Genomic DNA, 24536 nt, shown 5'->3' on the forward strand with positions numbered 1-24536 from the left:
CCTATGAAAAACCTTATCAAATCGGTAATTCTTGTTTGTGTATGCTTCGTGTTTTGCGGTGAAGCGGCCCTGGCAAAGATAGTTCCGATCACTGCGAGTGCGCCTGCCCCCTTTACGGGGCCTTTTCCAAAACAGGTACTCACGGTTTTTGACAATACGCCGCAAACCAATGTAATCAACCGGTCCATTATGGATGGCGTATCCCTGCGTGTCGTAGACAATATAGCGATCACCTCCAATTTCAGTTACAAGGTCACCGTGCTGATCGATTATTATGCAACGGCGTCTTCTCTTACTCCTTTCAGTTCGAAGACTGAAACCTTAGCTGTCAATTATAATACGGCTGCAGGAGCCGCGAATACCTACCAGCGCGTCGATACGCGGAATACGACCGGTGCATTGAAGATAGTCGTTACCGTACAGAGTGCTGACGTTAAAAACCCCGGGGACAATTTACCTGGTGCGGGTATGGTGCAATTGACCGGTACAGTGTCGGTTGACCGTGCCTATAATTTCAACGTTCATGATCCTGTTCTCGTGAATTCGTACCAGATCAACTCGACAAAACAGCTCCCCTTAAGCTGGACTACGGTAACCGGCGCCCATGAATATGATGTAGAATGGACCACGATCGCCGAGGGCGACGCCAATGAAAGTATTGCTGCCGCCATGCTGGCGAACACCGGGGCAGCGGCCCAGGGAGAACCGATTTTTAAAAACAATGCAAGCCGGATGACAACCTCGGCGGAGGCCTATACCATTTCGCTTGCTTACAACGATAAATACCTGTTAGCCAGGATTCGCGCCGTGCAATACACGGCCGATGGTATTCGGGTAGCAGGGGACTGGACCTATAAGGATGCAGCCAGCCCCACCAGCCACTTTTTAATTTGGGATCTGACTTCGTACTGGCATGAACCTGCGCTTAACTGGCAATATTCGGAAGCATTTGCGGAGGAGGGCAGGAAAAAAGAGGTGATCAGCTATTTTGACGGGACACTCAGGAACAGGCAGACGGTTACACTGAATAACTCTCAGAATGTACCGCTGGTTCAGGAGAATATATACGATTTATTCGGCCGTCAAACAGCCAGCATACTTCCTGCACCCGCGAAGGAGCAAATTAATGGCGTCTGGACGAATGTTCCGTATCTCCATTATTTTCAGAAACTCAATGTCAATACCAGCGCCACGCCGGCGCCTTATACTTACCGGGATGTCATCGGTACCGGCAGCGTAAACTGCGAGTTTATACCCGCCCCGCTTTCGGCAGGAAAGGGGACGAGTAAATACTACTCAACCGGCAATGATTTCCTGAATGACCCTTTATATTCGGCTTTCGCCGCGAACGCGAAATATATTCCCGATGCCCAGCAGTACCCGCTTTCGGTTACCCAATATACCGCTGATAATACCGGGCGCATTAAACTGCAGGGCGGGGTAGGACCCGCCTTTCAGCCGGGGGGCGTACCAGGCAATACCACAAAGTATTATTACGGGAAGCCAGAGCAATGGGAGCTCGACCAGCTATTTGGCAACGAGGTTGGTTATGCGGAGCATTACACCAAGAATATGGTGGTCGATGCGAACAACCAGATCAGTATCAGTTACCAAAACGCCAGCGGAAAAACCATTGCAACGGCATTGGCCGGCGGAGCGCCTACGGGAATGGACGCGCTTCCTTCGATGCCTACATCGCAGCAGCAGGTAAGCAAGGTCTTGAAACCCGAACAGTTTGTTTTTGATAATGCTTCCGTTAAACTGTCGGGTACAACTACCTACCTGGCAGCGGTAACCGGCCCCGTGCATTTCACTTTCGATATGCAAAAGCTGATCTATACCTATTCCCAGGGAAGCACGCAGATCTGCAGCAGTTGTTATTATGATATGAATGTCAAAGTCGTCAATTCCTGCGCGCCTAATACACCCTTGACGTTGACGGGTATCACCCTGCCTTTAGCAGTCGGCGCAAAAGGCAGTGTGAGTTGTACCCCGGGCTCTCAGACCGGCAGCTTTGACGCCAATTTCAATGCTATTGGCGAGTACTACATCACAGTCGAGTTTGCAATGAACCGTCAGTCGATCGAAGATTACGTCGACCAATGGCTTACCAGTGCCCAAACCAATAAGTTATTGAATACCGAATGGACTTATCTCCAGGCACAACTGGCGGCTATCGATTTCAATGGTTTACTGGGAGATTGCCGGACTGCCTTGCAGGTTTTAGGAACTAAAGCTGCGTTCACGCAAATGTTCAATGACAAACTTGCCGCAAACGGCATTGTGATCAGCAGCTACGCTACAGCGGACCAGACCAGTTACAACAACTGGGTGAGCTCGAAATACGATGCCTTACTGGCTCAGGCCCAGGCGGCGACAACTGCCTGCGATTTTTCACCCTGTGCCGACACCCAGGCCTTGATGGAGAAAGATGTCGCGCCCGGCGGTCAATATTCGCTTTTTGACGATCAGAACAAGCCATTGGAAACGGATATCAACATAATCAATGATAATTGGCGCAGGGTGTTTCCGGTAATACAGGATGTGAACGATCCGGTATACCAATCGCATTATTTTACGAAAGATGATGGCAAGGTTTCCTCGGCAAACGACGGTTCAACCTCCCTGGCAGATCTTGTTAAATACTGGAATGACAGCTGGAACGGCCTGTTCCTGCAATACCATCCGGAATACTGCAAGCTTTTATTTTGCCAGGCGAATTCATCAAATAAGGACTGGGATGAACGTGTAAAGCAGCTGGCGGTTAAGTTCACAGATATCCCGTCGATCAAGGGCGCGCCGAATGGTTTCACTTACAGCTACACCAATGGTGCTTGGCTGTTCGCTGTTGACCCCTTCTTTGCAGATGGCGGCCCTGCTTCTATTGCACTGGTACCGGGGACCAGTACAACGATTAAACAGGCAATGCTGAACGACCTGAATAATTACAGTTCAAGTGTGCTTCATTACAGTACACCCGGTGCGGTGGTTAAAAACCTTTCACAGTATATAGACTACGAACTCTATTGCAGCGGGAACTGTTCAACCGGCGACAGTCAGTCCAACAATTGCTGGAACAATTGCTCGGCGGCCGCATGCAGGGTGCCGGACCGCGACTGGTCCCAGTATAAGGCATTTTATTTCCAGTTAAAAGATGTGTATTATGACATGCTCCGGAAACAGGTATCCTGTGCGGATGCCTGTGATATCGGTACGCCATATACCGTACCGTTGGCGACAGCTAATTGTCCTGAAGTCGGCGACTTCACCATCTCCCGGGCCACGGAGTTTGATCCGGCTCCTTCCGGCACCGGTACAAATCCATGCGGACAGGCGGTTACGATTACCTACAATAAAGGGAATTTGTTGAATAACACATACCTCTATCTTTACTATGGTTCAGGTGTCGATGTGACCAATGCTCCACCGAGCATTACTATGGCGGGAGGTACTTCCAAAACTACGTTTTGCTTACCTGCCACCGTGCCGCTTGGCGCAGTCAAGATCCGCGTCGTGAATTGCACAGGAGTGGCACCAGCGCCACCGGGTACACCGACCCGGCGGACGCCATACGACGGCTATGTACAGGCTCCCCCAAAAAGTATTGATTACAGTGGGCCGAAAACAGGAAATGATTTTTACATCAGCGGAATTAGTTATGAACCGCAGGGCAATGATCCCATTTATTGGACAAAAGTAAGGGTTGCGGTCAGTCCCGACATTCCGTATTGTATCAGGAACGGGATGGTCGTTACGCTGATCAATGATGAGCCTCGCAACATCTTTCGAAACTACTGGTATCGTATCAGCATAGACGCAAACAGCGATGTCGGTGTAGCCCGCGTCCCTACGCAATATTTTAAGGTCGGCGCACATGGAGGCTTCTTAGGGTTATTTGAAACCCCGGAATATACCACTGGACGCTGGAATGTTTATGGCAGTGTAACGGACTGTGCTACCCCTGCCCCGCCCCCTGCTGGTGGCTGCTCATACAATTACCCGACTAAAACATCACGTTTTGATATCATTTCCCGGACCAATAATTTTCCGACAACAAAGGACGGACCAAATGGATCAGACGCACAAAATAATGCCTTGATCGCGATCCAGATTCAGAATAGTTGTGAAGGGAACTCGGTAGCCTGGATTAGGACATTGAGTACCGGGCTTTCAGTGTATCCCCAGGCTAAGATAGATGCCCTGACTGCTGCACTGATCCAGTTCTGTGCTGGTAACGGCGATTCAACCCATCCTTTCGGGGCCAGCACCAGCAAGACCGGATCGTCGCCTAAGGATTTTGGGGAGGTCATCAAAAATACATTGACCTACTCGGGATCTCCGTTTGCGGGATTTACGCCGACGTTGAACCCCTGGTTGCTCAATGGGCCCGGATCCTACGCTAAGCCTACACAGGCGGCAAATTACAACGTGTCCAACAGCAGCGCTGCGATAGCAGCCGTACTGGCTCAGTTTGAGGCGGCCAGGGTAGCGGCTGCTTATTCGGGCACCCTCTATCAGTACCTGGTCAGTAAGTTCGGAACGGCGATGACGCTGTCACAAACAGAATTCAGCATATTGCAGAATGCCTCGGCCGGCTGTAATTACGTATTGAGCCAGGACCTGACGCTTCCTGTTTTCCTCCAGCCGGGCGCGACAGGTTGTATTACTGCAAGTGATTTTGCCACTGCCAGAAGTGAACTGGTGGGTAATTTTCCAGGCGGGCTGACAACAGCAAGCCCAAATTACCAGCTGATTTTGACGAATTTCATGAACCAAAAGTTCGGATTTTCTTTAGGATATTCGACTTATGCTACTTATGATGCCAGTCCGTCGGGTATGCTTTGCAATGTACCTGCTTTTATACCGGTAACCCCGGATCCGTATGTCGATATTAAAGCCAATATCGGCGTGGCTGCCTCCACGGCGAGACAACTTTACAAAGTATATATCGATGAGCAGAAAGCCTTATTCCGCGCAAATTATATCGCTACCTGTGCCGCTGCCAAAGCGAACCTGAATGCCACGGCCAATAAACAGAATTATCATTATACTTTGTATTACTATGACCAGGCGGATAACCTGGTAAGGACGATCCCGCCGGAAGGGGTGAGCTTGCTTAACGCCGCGCAGATCCAGCAGGTTCAGCAGGTCAGGGACGGAGGCGACGCCGGATCCTGCGGTTCGGGTTATACCGGTCCTACGACGACGAACCTTTCAGGAGAGCTTGCGGACTTGTCGACCGCGCTTTCAAGCAACACAAATGCGGCCGCGGAGTTCTGGTTATACAGCCCTTTCACGAGCAAATATCAATACGCACAGTCGACGACCAACGGGCAATACCAGTTGCAGATTTCTGTTGACGGACCGATCCTGAGCGCGGATGTGTTTTCGGCGCCGTCGAACGGAACTTTCACACGCGCTAACCATGTTTCTGTGAATTTGGCGGCTTTGGTTCAGTTCCAGCAATGGACCCATGTAGTCGTGCAGTCGTCCAGTTTGCTGAACGGCCCCCTGAGTGTTTATGTCAACGGCAGTAAAGCGCCGGTTATCGCCGGGGCGTCATCTGCATTGCCTGCATCGGACATTACGGTATTGAAACATGCCAGGTTTTATACCCGCTTGCTGACACCGAGCGAGATCATGGTGAATGCGGCCAATAACTGCTTTATGCCGGTCAATACCGACGGGCACTGGTACAGGTTCAACATTCCGGCTGCGGGCAGTGAAACAACGATAGGGCCGACAAGTCAGCTGGAGACCAAGCTGAACGGTATTTACCCGAACCATGTGCTCGCTACCAGTTACACGTATAATGCCAGCAACCAGGTTAGCCAGCAGAACTCACCGGACGGCGGTACCAACAGTTTTTGGTATGACAGGAAAAGCCGCCTGATCGCCTCACAGAACGACAAGCAACTGGCAGGGCAGAAGTTTAGCTACACCAAATATGATGAACTTGGAAGGATCTCAGAAGTTGGTGAAAAGACTGCCTCAAGTGCGGGAATCGGTGTGGCTAATTACCTAGATGATTATACCATCGGTAATTTTTACAACACGGGTACGGACGCGCAGATCACGGCAACGTTTTATGACCAGCCGGCGTCCGGCCTGACTGGCTTAGCGACAACGATCACGCAAAACAACCTGCGCAAGAGAGTTTCTGCAAGCACTTATCGTGACAATAAAACAGACGCTGTACAACAGGCGACCTACTACAATTACGATCTCGACGGAAATGTCAATACATTATGGCAGCAGATCAACGGGTTGGGCCTGAAACAGGTCGATTATGAATATGACCTGGTAAGCGGGAAGGTGAATTTTGTGCGCTACCAGGCTGGCCAAACAGATGAATTTTTCTATAAGTACGATTACGATGCGGAGAACAGGCTGACAGATGCGTCGAGTTCAACGACGGCGATGATCCGTCCGTACCAGGGAAGTGAACTGCTGCTGGAGAATAAACGTAAGGATGCCCACTACAGTTATTACCTGCACGGGCCGCTGGCGCGAATGACGCTGGGCGATGATGCCGGGTACGTGCAGGGCCTTGATTATGCGTATACGCTCCAGGGATGGCTGAAAGGGGTTAACAGTCAGAATACTGCCAGTACCGATGATATCGGCCTGGACGGGATGACTGGTAATAACCAGACGGTTGCCAGGGATGCACTTGCTTATTCATTAGGATATTATAACGGTACCTTCAAGGATTACCAGCCTATCGGTGGTTCCGGTTCAACGGCATTTGGCTTGCAATATACCGCGCAGGCGGGAGATATAACCGGGCAGAGTCTGTATAACGGCAATATCAGTAATACCACCATGTCCTTAAGTGCGCTGAACAGCGGCGCGCCGGTCGGTTATACCTATCACTACGACCAGCTGAACCGGATCAAGAATATGCGCCAGCATAATAGCATCATCGGCGGCACCTGGAACAGCAGCAGTATTACACCTGATTTCCAGGAGAACATGACCTATGACGGAAACGGGAACATCCTGACCTTTTTCCGGAATGGTGCGGGTGGTTTGGCTATGGATAACCTGACTTACCGGTATAATAAGGATCCGAACGGACGTTTGAAGAACAACCAGCTCGCTTACGTCAACGATGCCGTGAATTCGAGCTATACCAGCGACATCGACAATCAGTCAGCAGGGAATTATACGTATGACCAGATCGGTAACCTAAACAAAGATGTACAGTCTTCTATTACCAACATTGATTGGACGGTATACGGAAAGATCAAACAGATCAGCAAAGCAAGTGGTAACATTATTTATACCTATGATGCGGCGGGAAACAGGGCAAGCAAATCTGTTGGCGGCTTAACCACTTGGTATGTTCGCGACGGACAGGGTAACCCGTTGGCTGTTTATGATAACGCATCTTCCGCGGTTAACTGGCGCGAGCAGCAGTTGTACGGTACATCGAGGTTGGGTACCTGGACACCGAATGTCAATCTGAATACGGCCACTGCTACAGCAGGAGATGACGCCTATGGAATTGCGGGACGCAAGTATTATGAACTGACCAATCACCTGGGAAATGTCATGGCAACTGTAAGCGACCGCCGTATCCAGCAGGGAGCCACGCCTTCCTTCCTCCCGGATGTGATCTCCGCGCAGGATTATTCACCGTTTGGAAAATTACAGCCGGGAACCGGGAAACAATACCTTGCGGGAAGCGCGGCCAATTACCGGTACGGGTTCAATGGCAAGGAAAATGATAATGACGTAGGTAAGGATATTGGCAATGAGCAGGATTATGGCATGAGAATTTATGATCCGAGGTTGGGAAGGTTTTTAAGTGTGGATCCGATTAGTAAGTCATATCCGGAATTGACACCATATCAATTTGCGAGTAATACACCTATTCGGGCAATAGACATTGACGGTTTGGAAGCAGCAGTTTATATGGATCCACGTAATAACATTGCGGAAGATATAAGATCTCTTATTGATAATTCAAAGAAAGCAGTGATTGGGTACGTTACGAGAATAGAAAACACCCATGAAGGTCTAATGAGAACGTATGAATATGCTACGGGGCAGCCACCAAGTTTCCGTATGAAAGTAAAAATGGGCTTTTCTGCTTTTATGATGAACAGCAAAGAAGCAAATCATTTAGTTAATCCTGCACAAATTGGAATCGATGCTTATAAAGATTATAAAGGGGGCCACTACGTACTAGGCACTTTGGGTGTACTTGCTATAATACCAGGACTTGAAGAGTTAAAGTTATCTAAATATGCCAAATTTGGAAAATGCACAGAATTTGCAGCGGAATTCTTTTCTAAATACAATAAAGCGATAACCAAAGCTGGTGGTACAGTCGAAAAATTTGAAATTAATCTAGGTAAAAATACCTTTATAGGTACAGCCGAAAAGCAATTGGCAGACAATGGCATGCATCAATTTATTGAGGTTACAAAAGATGGGAAAACGGTTATTTTTGATAATTTACATCCACAGGGGATAGCGAAAGAAGAATATGTAAAGTCTATAGAAGGTGCTGTTATTAACAAAAATGGTACTGTTACAGTGATACCAGGCTCCAAACTATTAGAAAATTATACCAAAAAAGTCAAATAATGGAAGAAAAGCAGTCTCTTTATAAATTTATTGAATTTATTTCGGCAGTAGCAAAAAAACCTGCTATTTATCAAATTTCGAACGTGGATGGGATTTATGCGATGATATTTGGATATATAGCAGGAAGCCAATCTGAAATCCTTAATGTCTTTCATCAAAATTTTAGAACATTTGTTAACGAATATTTTGCAAGTGACTTTGTCATCCAAGGCGACTACAATTGGCCGCGGTTATTTAGATTTTATTCAGCAAGCGAGTCACATTCTGTTGAATTGTTTCTTCAGGTGTTCGAACAATTCATAAATAGCCAAGACTTGTAATTGTTTATGTAAGATATTTCCAATGGAAGACATTAAACCAATGTTCAAAGATTAGAGTTTGATGTTGACTATTTAAGGATAATATAACACTTCATAGAGAAAAGTAAACGGAGCAATTTTTTTAATATAACCTTAGCCTTATAAATACGTGAAATCTATTGTCAAAGTAATAATGCTCGTTGTATGCATTGGAATTTCGGTATATGCCAGTGCTCAACTGCCGGCTATTACTTCGTTTACCCCTGCTAACGGAGCAATTGGTACCGCAATAACCCTGACAGGAACGAACTTCAATACCACAGCAGCTAATAATATCGTTTATTTCGGGGCAACGAAAGCAACTGTTTCCACAGCTACAGCCACGCAGCTTGTTGTAACCGTGCCGAAAGGGGCGGCTTATCAGCCGGTTTCGGTATTGAATACCGCCAGCAAATTAACCGGGTATTCAGCCAAGCCTTTTATCCCGACTTTTACGACGCATAACAGTATTGGCTCATCCGATATCGACCCTGCGATCGACTTCACCACAGGCAATAACCCGGTGGCCGTTGCCGCTGCGGATATTGATGGTGACGGGAATGCAGATGTGCTTTCATTAAACGGGACGAGTAATTCGTTTTCGGTATTAGTAAACGGGGCGACCGGTAGTAATATCACTTCTAATTCTTTTTCTGCCAAGACGGATATCGGCACACTGGCCAACCCGAGTGCATTTGCGGTTGCTGACCTGAATGGGGATGGCAAACTTGACATTGCCGTGGTACACCAGTTAACCAGTACGCTTTCTGTCTTTATCAATAATTCGTCATTCACTGGGCCATCTACGCACACCATCGCCTTTTTGCCCAGACTTGACTTTGGCATAGGAGGAAATTCTCTCGCGCTGGCCATCGGTGACCTCGATAAAGATGGCCTGCCCGATATTGTGACATCCAATTTTTCTGGAAATACGATTTCTGTATTAAGGAATACGAGCGTCTCCGGCACATTCGCCTTAGCTACCAAAATTGATTTTGCTACAGGTGCTTCACCGAACTCCGTTGCCATAGGGGATGTCGATAATGATGGCAAGGCCGATATCATCGTAGGAAATTATGCTGCTAATAATCTTTCTTTTTTCAAAAATGCCTCGACAGCAGGGGCCTTTACCCTGACTTCGCTAACCACCATGCCCGTGATCGCCCTGGCGGGCGCACCTACTGCCGTATTCCTGGCGGACATCGATCAGGACGGTAACGCGGATATCGTGGCGTCTAACTATCATCCGACCAGGAATGTGATTTCCATTCTGAGGAATACGCTGACCGGAACCGGTTTTGCCGCAGCGTCCGATTACGGAACCGGAAGTGAACCGGTCGCAATAGGCATAGGAGATATCGACGGCGACGGCAAACCGGATATCGCAGCGGCCAATTATAACGGAAAGACAATGTCCATATTCCGGAACAAGTCAGTTTCCGGTACCATTGATATCAACACCCTGGTAACCAAGATCGACTTTACTACCGGTAATACGCCTTATTCGCTGGGCGTAGGTGATATCGACGGGGATGGTAAACCCGACCTGATCTCGGCAAACGATATCGATAATACGATCTCCATGCTTCATAATTATAACTCCGCTGCGGTTCCAGGCCCCGCTTATCCTGAATCAACCGCTTCCAACAGTCTTGGCAGTTTTGTCAATACCGACATTCTGGAAGCAGAATGGAAGCAGGAAGCGCCAACAGGGTTTACCATTGCTCCTGATGACGGTACGACGATCAATCCAAGCGGAACTGCGGGGACAAACGCCGGCCGCTTTGTTTACTTTTCTACCATGGGCTCCATATCCCCGCTTGTACCGGTCCGGGGGAACCTGACCTTCACTGCTAAGGGCAGCGGCACCATTGAGATCCAGTTGTTAGCATCTAACAATTTGAGTATCCAGGCCCGGAAGACTTTTACATTAACAGCGGGCGTGTACCAGGACTTTGGCTGGGCGCTGACCAACCTTTACCCGCAGACGGAATATATTTTCGCGGTTGTTTTTAACGGGGGGAACTCATCGGCACAAGCTTCCGGCCAGTTCAAGAAGAATATGTGCCTTACCCTGCAGCAGGCGGGGATGAACGGCTTGTTCCGCCGCTACCGGGCTGATGCAACTTCATTAATCGGCAATACGGAGACCACCTGGTACGGCTGGAGCGACAGCTACAATGCGAGCCGTAAAAAATACCTGCAGCACTCTGCTTACGCCCGGATGCGCTTCCAGACCGATGCCACACAAATTGCGATCGAATATGTACGGGATTTTTATGATAAGCGTGTGCTGAACCTTTTCCCACTGGTCACGGTGCAGGGCAATTCTGACTTCGACGCTTCCGGTAACGTAATTACGGGAAGTAATGTGGTCAACACGGCGACTAAAGTTATATCTGGCAGGGTTTATACAATATCAGGCCTGAGAACCACCAACCCAACCTATGTTTTTTACAACAGCAGCGGAGCGCCGATGGCGGGACCGCAGGCATTGCCGGTAGTAAGCGGATCAAATCCGGTGTGCTATACGCTGACAGCGCCGGCAGGAGCAGTAACGCTTGGCTTGCTGGTACAACGGATCACGAATCCCACCAATGGTTCGGATCCGCTTAATGACACTTTTCTTGTTTATACCAATTGTATGGTACAGGAAGGCGCATATGGAACGGTAACGCCGATGGACGGGACGATCCCTTCGCCATTTGCTAACTATAATGGGGATAAACCATCCAATATTTCAGGACCGGCGATCTTTATCGACGGCAAACTTTATAAATATTACCAGGTCGAGGGGGCGGACCAGGCGAAGATCGTTCAGTATATTTCAGATGTGCTGCCTCCCGGAAACAAAACAGTGGAAGTTATGATGCCGGGACAGGGCACCTATTCGGTGAATAACGTGATCACTGATCCGCGCGTTCGCAGGGCCGGTACCTACCTGAGGGCGGTTTATCTTTCCGGCGGCACCACCACAGTAAGCCCGTCCACTACGGTAAAGCCGGGAAGTGTCTTATTTATTCATGATTCTATCCTTTCCGGTTTCAATATTTCATCCGACGCACAGAACAACGTCTGGATGATGAAGATCGCCCGCGATCCTGCTTTCTCGTTTTCGGGAGATATATTTTCAGAAGGGTATGCCGGACGTATCCTGCATACCGATACTTATGATGCCGCGCATGTGACGGCGTTTGCGCAAAAGCTGGCGAACTACAACGTAGCTAACTATTGGTTTCAGATAGGGGTAAACGACTATGGCTTCATGACACCTCTGCACAATTTTTATTCCGAATTAAAATCATTGGTAGAGCAGTTGCATGCCTTACGTCCTTCGGCTGTTATTTATATCCAGAGTACCGGCCCGGAATATTATGAAGGGCCTAATGGAGAAACCTATAGTGACAACGGACTGTCGACTACGGGACCGACCGCAGACGATTACCGCGATGTGCAGCGGGCGGTGGCCCTGGGCCCGGGCCATAGTTATTGCCGTTTCGTGGATTTCGAAAACCTTTTCGCCCCGACGCAGGATAACCTGGCGGACGGTATACACCCGACAGATGCGGGGAATGCATTGTATGCCGCGGGAATCAAATCAAACAGCACCTTACTGGGAAATTCATTGCCGTTGATGCCGCTGGCTTTTTACCGGACAGTACTCCGTCAGTTCGTGCAAAATATTCCAACGGTTTCTGTAGTAACCGCCACCGGTGGCAAAGGCCCGTATACATTTAATATTGTTTCGGGCTCAATACCAACCGGGTTGACTTTCAATACTGACGGTACGTTTACCGGTACCGCAACGCAAAGCGGAAGCTTTCCCCTGGTTGTGAAAGTTGCTGACAGCAACAACGCTTCGGTAACCGGGAATTTCACGCTGGTTGTGAAGCCCGTGCCCGGGGTTATCGTAGCGCCGCTTCACCTGCAAAATGCGCAGATCGGCGTAGCTTATAACCGGACGTTGTTCGGTGCATTAGGTTATGGTAAATATACACTGTCATTTACAGGAACATTGCCGCCGGGGATGAGTTTCAATACGACTACCGGCATACTTTCCGGGACACCCGCGGCGAACAGTGCGGCAAGTTATACCTTTAAGGTGACGGCGGTAGATCACTGGGGCAATACCGGCTTTACCAATTATACCCTTGGGGTAGGGACCGGGATGCCGCCATTACTTTCCGATAACCTGACTTATACGGTTCGGGTGTCAGCTGACAACCATCTATGGGTGACGCCACATTTGAATGATCTATATACTACTACGCTGTTTAGTTATATCGGAGCTTATTTTACTCCTCAGGGTGCAAGTGAAATCTTCCAGACCGGCACGCTGGTTAATCTTGATGCAGGGCTCAAAGATGGAGCTGAGGTAGACATGGGTGCTATGGGCTTAACACCCGGTCCATTTACGGTCAGGCTTAATAATGGTGGTATCAATCCGGGCACACTTAACGGAACGACCATCAACTATGCTGCAAATACCAGTTATAACCTTACCTCCGTAACCACTTCACCATCTGAAAAGGCAACATTTTCGGCAAGGGTGGGCACGGATGGTCATTTGCTGGTTTCTTCTCACGTACCGGTGGTGCATTCCAATGTGGTATTCACGTTTGTCGCAGCTTACGCGACCCGCGGTGGCAATACAGCCTTTCTTAACGGTTTGCGAGTGGATATTCCCGCAGGTTCTTTGGATAGCCCAGACATCGATTTCGGGCCCTTAGGCGCGAAAGGCGTTTATTCCATCCGCCTGAACTGCGGATCTGTAGGGCCTGCCTCCTCGGACGGAAAGATTATGACCTTTGACGCCAATACCGTATTTGACTTGAATTATATAACGCTGATAGACTGATATGAACATTTTTAAACAAATACCGATACTGATCGCCTGCCTCGTTTTTCCTGTGCTTGCCAGCGCCGGAGTTAATCTACCCGGTTTAATTAAAATTGATACGGCCCTCAAACTCAATAATACCGGAAATGCGATTTCCGGTATCGAGCAGCTGGCTTCAGCGCCGGACACCGGTGGTACCGGTGTTGTGTATTTGCTGTTGCAGACCTTGAAGTTTGGCGATAAAAGAATTCTCCGTATGACTATCAAAACAACGATATCCGACGTTCAAAGCATTGGAAGGGGCGCAAATGTTTTTTTTACGTTGTCAGATGGGACGGTGATCACTTTGGCAAATTTGAACAATGAACTCGCGAAATCCGATCCGGGCACGAGTACAAATCAGATTACCGGCAATTATCAGCTTGCCGACGATGATGAACTGAGACTTTGCGCTAACAAGACAGCTGGATTACAATTGCAGTACGATGGGGGCGTGTTCCGGTTTATGCTTAAAGAAGAGGAGGCTGCGGTATTGCAGCGGCAGGCAATCGCTATAAAATAGCATAGGTATGGCCGTTTGGCTACTATACTTTCCCGCGCCCACTGATAACGAGGGCTGATCTGACACGGCTGGTTAGGGTAATCCTCTAATAAAGAATGATTTATTTTCCTTTTTGGCCGGCTTAACTGCTTTGCTTTAAAAACGGGTGAAAAGCACAATTGCACAAACTCATCCGGGATAACTTCGCCAAGAGGGACTTAAGCGACACCAATTACAAAATAGGAAGATAAACCTTGGCATAACCGGCATTAACCGATATGCCCTATTTTCACCCAAAGCTCAGGGCTGCAGTCGCCCACGGTCGGTTCCGGGCCTATTGGGGAGGCCAGCTTAAAAGTTCCGGGATGGTTGTTTGGCTTTGCCGGCATGCTGTCGAAATAGTCGTATAAAGCCCTGTCGCCGGGAGCAAGGCTGTCACGATAGGCCTTGTCCTCAACCGATAAGGAATTCAAATAATCCGTATTGTTCTTCATGATAATTTGTTACTCGTCTTTAAATAAATAGGAATGATAAGGTAATTGCAGGCAGGTAATATTTGTTCTTAATACCTGCCCGAAAAAGAAGTCCAGGGCGTCAAAATACATTGCCTTTGGCTTCATAAATCCATCAATTTTCTGATCACAGGTTAATATCGTAAACACATACTGTGACCTGATCTCCCAATCGTCGTATTTAAAACGCAAAGGCTGCACATCCACGAAAGGCTGTAACAGCGTGGCCGACAGGATCGGCCCGCTTTCTATTTACCCCACTTCCCGTTCTTCGACACTTATCCTGAAACTGCCGTCCGGCAGGGAGATCAGCTTTTTATCTCCCCCTCAAAATACTTAAAATCATATTCAATCTTTTCTGCAGATCCAGCAATGCTTTCCGCAATACCTGCTTCCGGGATTTCAAGGTCCAGTATCCGAATTTGTCCGATGCCTGCTTTCAGCTCCGAGGTACCATAGTATTCGATAGCCGATTTAATTTCGTTAGCGGCTGATGTTGTTTTTATTACTTTACTGTCGACTATCAAAAAGTCGTAAACAACGGCAACCGGAAATAAGGTATCCGGCAGGTCAAGATCATTAAGGAATATTTTTGTTCATAAAGGAATGAGCATCGGTATTGCTTAATTATTAAAATTAAAGCCGTACGGCATTTGCAAAATGGAATATTTGGTTTTGTTGTGTTACTTATTTGTTACTCTGCGATTGTAAGTATTTGATTGTCATGATAACATTCAATACCGGCCATGCGGCAAAGGTAGTGCAATTATTTTTTTGACTAAAGCCGGTATTTGTGCAATAAGGGTTAGGAGACATTTAAGCTTTGTTTATCTTTAGTTCCCAATTACAACAACCATGACCTTTAAATACTTTATTTTCTTATCTGTGTGTTTGCTGGCCGGCAGAGTTGCCAACAGCCAGCACAGCAATAAAACCATTCAAATAGATATCCAAAAACTGTTAAATGCCCGCCCTGTAACTACAGTTACCGATGGTAAGTTGCAAACCTGGGTAACCGGTATTGATGGCGGAGGCAAAGGGGATGGTTATCTTACCGCGGATGCAGCAAAACTTAATGGCGATCATGATACGTATGCTTTGCCTGATAATCCATTGATCCCGGCTAATTCGTTTCACCCAGCCACCTTGCTTCATTATAAAAACGGTGACAACGGTAACCAAAGCCTAAATGTTGCCGGTATTGATAGTTTTAGCTTCGATGTTCCTCACAAAAAATATTCTGGTTTGTATCTGAGCCTTACCAGTTCCGAAGGGCCTTCGCAACTATATATTACACTAACTTATAGCGATGGTAGCGAGTTTAAAGATTTTAAATTGCCCGATTATTATAATGATATACCTGAAGGTAACTCAAACCTGAGCTACTTAGTACATGATCTGGCCAAATGGGGGCAGGGAAATAAGATAACAGAAAATGATCATCATAATATCGATGTATTGAATATTCATCCTGATCCCGGGCGCATTCTAAAAAAAGTTACTGTAAGTAAAGATAAAGCCGGATACCTTGTTTTTTGGGCCGCTACAGGAGTTACGGAATAACGTATTTACTAAATTGAACATGTCTTTTGTGTCGATTCTGCATTCTTATACAAAACAAGTGCTTAACATGGTCTGGCATGTGCCCATGCGCTATGCACGCCACATGCCATATAACGCCTTGCTTTTAACGTAGCATAGCTACAAAGCCACCACCCGACGATAATTTTATAGTAAGCGTGTCTTTGGGATTGACTAATCTTTCTTCACGGAGGATAGATGCATTGGTATCTTCTCCGTCATATATCAGTACCCCTTTTGTTGCGTGCTGTAGAAAGTTTAAAGGAATTTTAATTTCACGTGCATCGGCACCATTCATAACGCCAACCCACCAGGTGTTTCCTTTTCGGCGTGCATAAGCAACAATTTCACCCATTTGGGTACAGCTTAAAACTTTTGTCTCGTCCCAGGTTGTAGGTACCTGTTGAAATAAATCAAACATCGGGCTCTCCAGGTAAAATTTATATTCGTCCGCGAAATGCGTAATAGGAGAAAGATATACGATGGATTGAGCAAACTCATGGGCCCAGGTGAATTTTTGCGATGTAAGTTGCTCTGGGTTCAGTATTACAGGAGTAAAATCTGCAGCACCGGCGGTAAAACGCGTAAACGGTACAGATACGTCATGGTCTAACGGTGCCACTCTTTTATACCGGGTCATATGATATTCATTCCCCCTAACTGCCTCCCTCGTAATATCCATAGGGTAGGTTCTCGTCAATCCCGTTGGTTTTACACTTCCATGAAAATTAAGCATTAGTTTGAGGTCTGCACAATCTTGCATGGTACCCATGTACCATTGTATGATCGAAGAGGTTGCAGGGGGGATAAAGTCTATCTTAATACCTGCTGCTCCCAATTCTTTGATCCGCTTCAGATACGAATAACGGGCTGCCGCTGATCGCATTTCTTTAGAATCAACCCAAACAATTGATTTTACGCCAATGCTTTTTCCATACGCTATCACATCTCCCAAAAGTTGCCATTGATTTTTACCCGGCTCACTCCAATTTCGCCAGCCGTCATCCACTAAATAATATTCCCATTTTAGTTTAGCCGCTGCATCATACCAACTCTTCTGGTCAGCAAGCTTGGGGGCGCCAACGCTCCACCATTGCCATAAACAACGGCCGGGCATTACCCAACTAAAATCGTTACCCTTTTGTGGTGCCGGGCAAAGGTTTGTGAGCAGGTCTGAGTTTATAAGTTTAGTTAAATTTTTTGCTATGATGGTTGTCCTCCAGGGAGATGCTTTTTGATTTTCATAAATACCTTTAAGTACAGCATGTTCGGTATCGCTATCCGATTGTACATCCCAACCGTTGGGTGCAAAGGGGAAATTTGCTTTGAAAGAACTATCATGGCGTATAAAAGACATGTCTGAAAAGTCTTCGCAATCAGCTTCTGAAACCGAGGCAAAAATCCCGTTTACATTAAAAGTTAAGGGCCCCATTATCGGTGTATTTTGTGGAACCGATGGCAATGGAGTTACATGGCTTAAGCCTTCATATCCTTCATTATAATCCGACCAGGCAACTTGCGTTACTTTTCCGGCAAATTCCCATGAGGTCGAGTCGGCATTGATTTTTTTGGTATTGTAGGGTAATGTGTAACGTACAGCAATGCCGTCATTATAAGCACGCACAATCAGGTTGAATTTCTTCTCTCCTGTCAGCAAAGGAATTGTAGTTTCATTTGCTTCATTATATGCCATTTTGTGAGCGCCGTTGATAGTATAGGTTTCCTTTATCTTTTTATTTGAAGTGGCACCCGCAAATTTGGTTTCAACTCCAAGATCGATACCATCAACAGTTAAACCCAGGCGCGATGGTGCTATCAACATCGTATTGTTAACTGCCGCGTTGTATGATAATTTGCCTTTGGCGATGAATATGTGGACATTAATTTGTCTGTCGGGGCTGCTAATGGTGATGGTTTTTTGCTGGGCATATCCATTGTAATACAAACACAGCATAAGTAGTAATAAGCAGGTATTTATTTTCATAATTAGCGCTTTTGTCATTTAAATAAACAGTACAAAGAATTTAAATATTCCAGATCGGTATTTAGGTTAATTGTTAATTATCGGTTTAATGTCGGCGTTGGGTCGTTTAACTAACGGTTTGGCAAATAATTTACATGACTGCTTAATATTAGCTGAATTTTCAGCCATCCCTTAAATAGTTAACCACCCCGGCTTATCCTGCAACAAATATATTTTACCAGCTTTTACCCAGATTGTATTAATTAGACTTTTCTTTATAGGAATCCGACTTTTTAATGAATAGCAAGTGATTAAGGTCAAATAAATTCAAAAAAATATTAATTGATAAAATTCTGGTTCAGATAATTACCCTACTTTTGCAAAAAATAATAGCCCTTTTTAAGCTTTGAGGATCTGTTTGGTTTTTTGGTGCAGCTTGCTGTTTTTATTGAATTGTACTGTTGCTTTTGCGCAACAGGATTCAATAGTGGCTGATACGCCTTTAAAATCACCAACACGCGCTTTTCGTCCCGGTAATTCGGTGCTTGATTCGGTAGCTTATGCCATGCAAAACAGAGATAAATTTATTGCAGACTCTATTGCTATGCGTTACCTCAGGGTGCCTGACGCGGCCATGCGGGCCCAATATGCCGATAGCGTTTTTGCCCACGAATTATATCATGGCTACGGCTTTCTTGATCTCCATTCCAGGTCAAAGAGCAGGGTAATGGAGGGGCATAACCGCCCTTCGCGTGATCCCTGGGTTATTGTGCTCATTATTGCCATGCTGTTGTATACAGCTATTCTTAACCTTGCCCTGGGCAAAGATGTAAGCAATGTATTTGCCTCTTTTTACAGCAAACGCGTACTTTCGATAGCCGGTAAAGAAGAGAGTCCGGTTAGTTCGTGGGCTTTCCTGGGCTTGTTTTTGTTATTTTGTGCTACGTTCGGTTTGTTCTTATATCAACTGGCTGCGTACAAAGGCGTTTATTATAAAATAGCGGGAAGCGGCCTGTTTACTTTTCTTACCATAGTCATTATTGTATTATTTTCGCTCAAGTTTCTAATACTCAAGTTTTTAGGGTTTGTGTTTGATATTAATAAGCTGGTGAGCGAATACCTTAATATTCTGCATCTTACCTATTTTAATATCGCGTTTGTTTTTTTGCCGGTGGTTATTTGTTTTAGCCTTCTTGGTGCACAATATATTCCTGTATTACTTACGGTTACGCTTATTATCATCATTATAATTTTTATATGGCAATACATCAGGAGCAGCGTAAATATAATTTCTACCTTTCGATTTCATAAGTTTTATTTATTTACGTATCTTTGTGCCCTCGAAATTTGCCCTGTTTTGATTTTAATAAAGGCATTGAATATTAAAATTTAGGTTATTAAAAGCACTGAATTGGAAGATAGAAAGAAAAAGGTTAAAAGCATACTGGTTACTTTGCCTAAGCCCGAAAATGATAAAAATCCTTATGCCGAGCTGGCTAAAAAGCTTAACCTGAAAATTGATTTCAGATCATTTATTCATGTTGAGGGTGTGCCCGCAAAGGATTTCAGAAAAGAGAAGATCAATTTAGCTGATTTTAGCGCTGTGATCTTTACCAGTCGTAATTCGGCCGATCATTTTTTTCGCATATGCGAAGAGATGCGCTTTGAGGTGCCTGTTGAAATGAAATACTTTTGCCTTTCAGAAACGATAGCGCTTTACCTTCAAAAGTATATTCAGTACCGTAAACGTAAGATCTTTTTTGGCAAGCAAACCGCTGCTGATCTGGCGGAGGTTTTGAAAAAGCATTCGTCGGAAAAATTCCTTTATCCATGCTCGGATGTTGCTGCCGAAGAAACGCAGCGTTTTTTGCTGGAGAACGGTTATAACTTTACTCCTGCAGTGCTTTTCCGTACTGTTTGCAGTGATCTTTCCGATCTGGCCGATGTGTTTTACGATGTTATAGCATTTTTTAGCCCGTCGAGTATACAATCGCTGTATAAAAACTTTCCCGATTTTAAGCAAAACAATACACGCATCGCCGCTTTTGGGGCGACTACTCATAAGGCAGTGCTTGAGGCTGGCTTAATTTTGGATATACCAGCTCCAACCCCCGGCGCGCCGTCAATGACAATGGCTATTGAGCAGTATGTTAAGCTTGTAAATAAATAAATTAGAAATTTATTTAACCAGGCTGCAACTTTTTACCATATTTACCCGTATAACCGCTAACTAATTGTCATGTTAACAATTGGTTAGCGGTTTGTTAATTATATAGCGTTTTGTGCGGTATTGGGAAGATAAGTACACAGTTTATCGATTCAAGAAGCCAAATTATCGTTTTTTATAGCTTACATTGAGTAAAATGTAATATATTCGGACGTTGCATTGTGTTATAGTTATATAACTGATTTTGATTGTAAAATGAAGCAGATCTACTTTTTAATAATTGTTTTAGCAGGTGGTGTATTAAGTGGTTGTGGCCGCGGAGGCGGTGACCGGGGGGAAGTTGTAGGGGTTCCTGCAAGATCATTCAGGGCCGAGGTGCCTTACGGAATGGTTTATATTCCGGGTGGTAGTTTCCTTATGGGGCAAACTGATCAGGACGTAACTTTTGCCCAGATAGCCCAAACTAAACAGGTTACTGTTTCTCCTTTTTTTATGGATCAAACCGAAACCAGCAACAGTCAGTACAAAATGTTTGTGAACTGGGTGCGCGATTCAATAGCCATTACCAATTATATCAACGATAATAAATATTTCATACAGCCCAAAGGTGGCGCCGGTAATAATAATGGCGGTAAAAAATTCATCAACTGGGAGTTTGTAAAGAAAAACCCTATCTGGAGCCGCAAAGGCAACCAGGCAAACAATACTCAAAAATTGCAGGGGATGTACTATCAGGGCGATGACCGTGTGTTTGACCGTAATGAGGTTGACGTTCGCTTACTTAAATATAACTACGCTTTGTTTACGCTGCGTGATGCTGCAGATCATCATAACGATAAAACAAAACACCGTTCCGACTTCATTGTTCGTGATACTGTAGCGGTATATCCGGATACGCTTGTTTGGTTAAGCGATTTTTCATATGCTGCCAACGAGCCTATGGTTGAAAGTTATTTTTCACATCCCGCATTCCGTAATTACCCTGTTGTAGGGGTAACCTGGAGGCAGGCCAGAGCTTACAGTGTATGGCGCACACGCTATAATGACGCTTATAAAGATAAGCGCCATTTACCGCACCGTGCACCTTACAGTTTGCCTACGGAAGCCGAGTTCGAGTACGCGGCACGTGGCGGCAGGATAGGTACCGATTATCCATGGGGGGGGCCTTACATTAAAAATGCAAAAGGTTGTTTACTGGCTAACTTTAAACCGGGGCGTGGTAACTATACTGATGATGGCGGCGCGTATACTGTGCCGGTACGTTCATACTTCCCTAATGATTATGGCTTATATAATATGGCAGGTAACGTAGCCGAATGGACATTATCTGCTTTTGACGAATCAGCGTCAACATTTGTGCATGATCTTGCACCAACATTCAATTACGAAGCTAAGTCTACCGACCCCGAAATATTGAAGCGTAAAGTTGTACGCGGGGGCTCATGGAAAGATATTGGATATTTTCTTCAAAACTCAACCCGGACCTACGAATACCAGGACACCGCTAAATCATATATCGGTTTCCGCTGCGTCACCAAATACTTAGGGCGCGACATTACAGATAAACGCTAATCGAGAGTTAGTTAAACGCAAGCAAATCAAATTAAAAAATAAAAGTTTACTTCTGAATTATTATGGCTGGAAAGAAAAAACCTTACGGAATAGGCAACATCGTATCATGGGGTGCTACTGTGGTGATTATAGGGTTAATGTTTAAGATTTTGCATTGGCCTGGTGCCACTTACTGGATAGCAGGGGGACTTATAACTGAGGCTATACTGTTTTTTATATTAGGATTTCAGAGAGAAGATAAAGAAATTAACTGGGCACGTGTGTATCCTGAATTAAATGAAGACTTTCAGGGAGAGCTTCCAAAAGCAACTGTAAGAGGCGGCGGTAATACAGGTCCCTCAACAACTGCTGCGCTGGATAAAATGATGGAAGACGCAAAAATTGGCCCTGAGCTGGTGCGCAGCCTTGGTGATGGTTTACGCACATTTGGCGATAAGGTAGCCGCTATATCACGTGTTACTGATGCGGGGGAAGCTACTATAGCTTTTACAAGCAAAGTTAAAGATGCAACCGCAAGCTATGAAAAACTAAGTGTTTCTTTTGAAAAGGCATCGGCTAATTTAACAGAAATGGCTAATTCAAATGTTGATTCAAAAGCTTACCATGACCAGGTTACCCAATTAGCTAAAAACCTGTCGGCGCTTAACGCGGTTTACGAGCTGGAATTACAGGATTCAAGCGCGCACTTAAAATCAATGAATAAATTTTACCAGAACCTTTCGCTTACCATGAACAACTTTAATGAATCAATGGATGATTCAAAACAGTTTAAGGAAGAGGTAGGTCGTTTGGCTAAGAACCTGGCATCATTAAACGCCATTTATGGTAACATGCTTACAGCCATGAACCAGCCGCGTGTTTAATATAATTAATTAATTGATTACCAGAAAAGATTTATAATAGATGGCCGGAGGTAAGGAAACCCCAAGACAGCGAATGATAGGTATACTATACCTGGTACTATTGGGCCTCATTGCCCTTAACGTACCGGATAGCCTGTTAGACGCGTTTAAGAATATTACAAATAGTTTGGATGCATCAACCAGGAATGTTAATACTGGTTTGCAAAATACATACAGCGCTTTTGAGGCTACAAAATTGAAGGAACAACCTGAAAGGGCTAAACCTATTTATGATAAAGCTAAACAGGCAAGTGCTATAGCTGCAGAATTAAATACCTACGTTGAACAGCTAAAAGCAAAGCTGATTCAGGAAGGCGGCGGGATTAACCCCGAAATTGATGACGTTGATGCCCGGGATAACCTGGATATATCGCCCCGTATCATGATCAATCAGAGAAATGGGGAGAAATTGAAAGCTAAAATTGATGAAACCCGCCAAAGGTTAATGGTAGCTTTGGGTAAAGACAGCGTAGGCGTACAGTTTTCACTAAATACCATAGCGCCAAAACCGCATGGGGATGTTAGAAAATCATGGCAAGAAGCCAATTTTGGGGATGGCATACCTTTAGGCGCGGCCCTCACTACTTTAGCCAAAATTGAAGCTGATAGCAAAAACGCCGAAAACGAAGTAGTTAAGAAATTATTAGGTAAAATTGACCAGGCTCAGGTTACGCTAGATAAGTTTAGCGCAGTAGTGGTAGCTCCAAGCAGCTATGTGATAGCAGGACAGCCATATACTGCCCAGATCTTTTTGACAGCATACGATTCAAAATCAAACCCTGATATCACTGTTAACGGTAGCAGGGTATCTGTTACAGACGGTAAGGGTAATTATACCATTACCGCGAGCGGCGAAGGAAAACATACCGTAGAAGGTTTTATCACGGTTAAAAACAATACAACCGGTAAAAATGACTCTTATCCTTTCAAGCAGGAATATACAGTTGCAAGGCCTTCGGCAGTTATTTCTCCTGATAAAATGAATGTACTTTATATCGGTGTACCGAATCCTATTTCGGTATCTGCGCCTGGCGTAGCAGCCAGCGACTTAAACGTGCATTTTAGTGGTGCCGGTTCTCTTAGTGGTTCGGGCGGGCATTACACAGCAATTGTAAACAGCATAGGCAAAGCTACAATTTCTGTTAGTGGTGCAAAAGGAGCGGTATTGGGTTCAACACAGTTCCGTATCAAAAGGATCCCTGACCCTAAGCCACAGTTTGCAGGTAAAAGCGGAGGTAACACCAGTTCGGCTAATATCAGAGCACAGGACAGGCTTTTTGCCCAGTTGGATAACTTTGACTTTGATGCTAAATTTAACGTAACGCACTTTACTATGCTGGTTGTAAAACCGCGCCAGGATGCCATTATTTTATCAGGCTCAGGCGGGGAATTAACCGGCGCTATGCGTAGTGCTTTAAATACAGTTACACCAGGAACTACTGTTATATTTAAGGATATCGTTGCGGTAGGTCCTGACCATTCACCGAGGTCACTTGACCCGATTGTATTATCCGCAAATTAA

The 24536-nt window shown here is 45.6% G+C and carries 13 protein-coding genes; 10 read left to right on the forward strand and 3 right to left on the reverse strand.

What is annotated here, in order from left to right; genetic code table 11:
* The first annotated feature begins 3 nt into the window (after nucleotides 1–3).
* From ACP26M_RS25050 to ACP26M_RS25065, 4 genes are all read left to right on the forward strand, one after another.
* Nucleotides 4–8598 carry an RHS repeat-associated core domain-containing protein gene (locus ACP26M_RS25050; protein WP_426584254.1) on the forward strand — a complete coding sequence of 2865 codons (8595 nt, stop codon included), beginning with the start codon at nucleotides 4–6 and terminating at the stop codon, nucleotides 8596–8598.
* Nucleotides 8598–8918, forward strand: a complete 321-nt coding sequence (locus tag ACP26M_RS25055) for a hypothetical protein (RefSeq protein ID WP_426584256.1) — start codon at nucleotides 8598–8600, stop codon at nucleotides 8916–8918. Before ACP26M_RS25050 ends, ACP26M_RS25055 begins: the two co-directional genes overlap by 1 nt.
* Before the next feature lie 148 nt (nucleotides 8919–9066).
* Nucleotides 9067–13794, forward strand: a complete 4728-nt coding sequence (locus tag ACP26M_RS25060) for an FG-GAP-like repeat-containing protein (RefSeq protein ID WP_426584258.1) — start codon at nucleotides 9067–9069, stop codon at nucleotides 13792–13794.
* A 1-nt stretch (nucleotide 13795) separates the two neighbouring features.
* Nucleotides 13796–14338, forward strand: coding sequence for a hypothetical protein (locus ACP26M_RS25065; protein WP_426584260.1), 543 nt, complete (start codon nucleotides 13796–13798; stop codon nucleotides 14336–14338).
* A 248-nt stretch (nucleotides 14339–14586) separates the two neighbouring features.
* Here ACP26M_RS25065 and ACP26M_RS25070 read toward each other — a convergent pair whose 3' ends face one another.
* Together ACP26M_RS25070 and ACP26M_RS25075 are read right to left on the reverse strand one after the other, a co-directional pair.
* On the reverse strand, nucleotides 14587–14811 hold the full coding sequence (locus ACP26M_RS25070; RefSeq protein ID WP_426584262.1) for a hypothetical protein: 225 nt from the start codon (nucleotides 14809–14811) through the stop codon (nucleotides 14587–14589).
* Between the two features lie 326 nt (nucleotides 14812–15137).
* Nucleotides 15138–15356 (reverse strand): hypothetical protein, encoded by a 219-nt coding sequence (locus ACP26M_RS25075; RefSeq protein ID WP_426584264.1) that lies wholly within the window; start codon nucleotides 15354–15356, stop codon nucleotides 15138–15140.
* 328 nt (nucleotides 15357–15684) lie between these two features.
* Between ACP26M_RS25075 and ACP26M_RS25080 the strand changes: the two genes are divergently transcribed.
* Complete coding sequence (locus ACP26M_RS25080; RefSeq protein ID WP_426584266.1) at nucleotides 15685–16392, forward strand: hypothetical protein; 708 nt, start codon at nucleotides 15685–15687, stop codon at nucleotides 16390–16392.
* Between the two features lie 124 nt (nucleotides 16393–16516).
* Here the strand turns inward: ACP26M_RS25080 and ACP26M_RS25085 are convergent, their stop codons facing one another.
* A complete protein-coding gene (locus ACP26M_RS25085) occupies nucleotides 16517–18364 on the reverse strand; it encodes a glycoside hydrolase family 97 catalytic domain-containing protein (protein ID WP_426584268.1) in 1848 nt (615 codons plus the stop codon).
* Between the two features lie 457 nt (nucleotides 18365–18821).
* Here ACP26M_RS25085 and ACP26M_RS25090 point away from each other — a divergent pair, with 457 nt between their 5' ends.
* From ACP26M_RS25090 to gldM, 5 genes are all read left to right on the forward strand, one after another.
* A complete protein-coding gene (locus ACP26M_RS25090) occupies nucleotides 18822–19766 on the forward strand; it encodes a DUF4271 domain-containing protein (protein ID WP_426584270.1) in 945 nt (314 codons plus the stop codon).
* Between the two features lie 18 nt (nucleotides 19767–19784).
* A complete protein-coding gene (locus ACP26M_RS25095) occupies nucleotides 19785–20543 on the forward strand; it encodes a uroporphyrinogen-III synthase (protein ID WP_090530369.1) in 759 nt (252 codons plus the stop codon).
* Nucleotides 20544–20795: 252 nt separating this feature from the next.
* Nucleotides 20796–22112, forward strand: a complete 1317-nt coding sequence (locus ACP26M_RS25100) for an SUMF1/EgtB/PvdO family nonheme iron enzyme (RefSeq protein ID WP_426584273.1) — start codon at nucleotides 20796–20798, stop codon at nucleotides 22110–22112.
* Nucleotides 22113–22174: 62 nt separating this feature from the next.
* The gene (gene gldL, locus ACP26M_RS25105) at nucleotides 22175–22975 is read left to right on the forward strand and encodes a gliding motility protein GldL (RefSeq protein ID WP_426584275.1); all 801 of its coding nucleotides are present in this window, start codon (nucleotides 22175–22177) and stop codon (nucleotides 22973–22975) included.
* Between the two features lie 40 nt (nucleotides 22976–23015).
* Nucleotides 23016–24536 (forward strand): gliding motility protein GldM, encoded by a 1521-nt coding sequence (gene gldM / locus ACP26M_RS25110; RefSeq protein ID WP_426584277.1) that lies wholly within the window; start codon nucleotides 23016–23018, stop codon nucleotides 24534–24536.

This window comes from Mucilaginibacter sp. R-33 (assembly GCF_049949235.1).
Taxonomy (GTDB): Bacteria; Bacteroidota; Bacteroidia; order Sphingobacteriales; family Sphingobacteriaceae; genus Mucilaginibacter.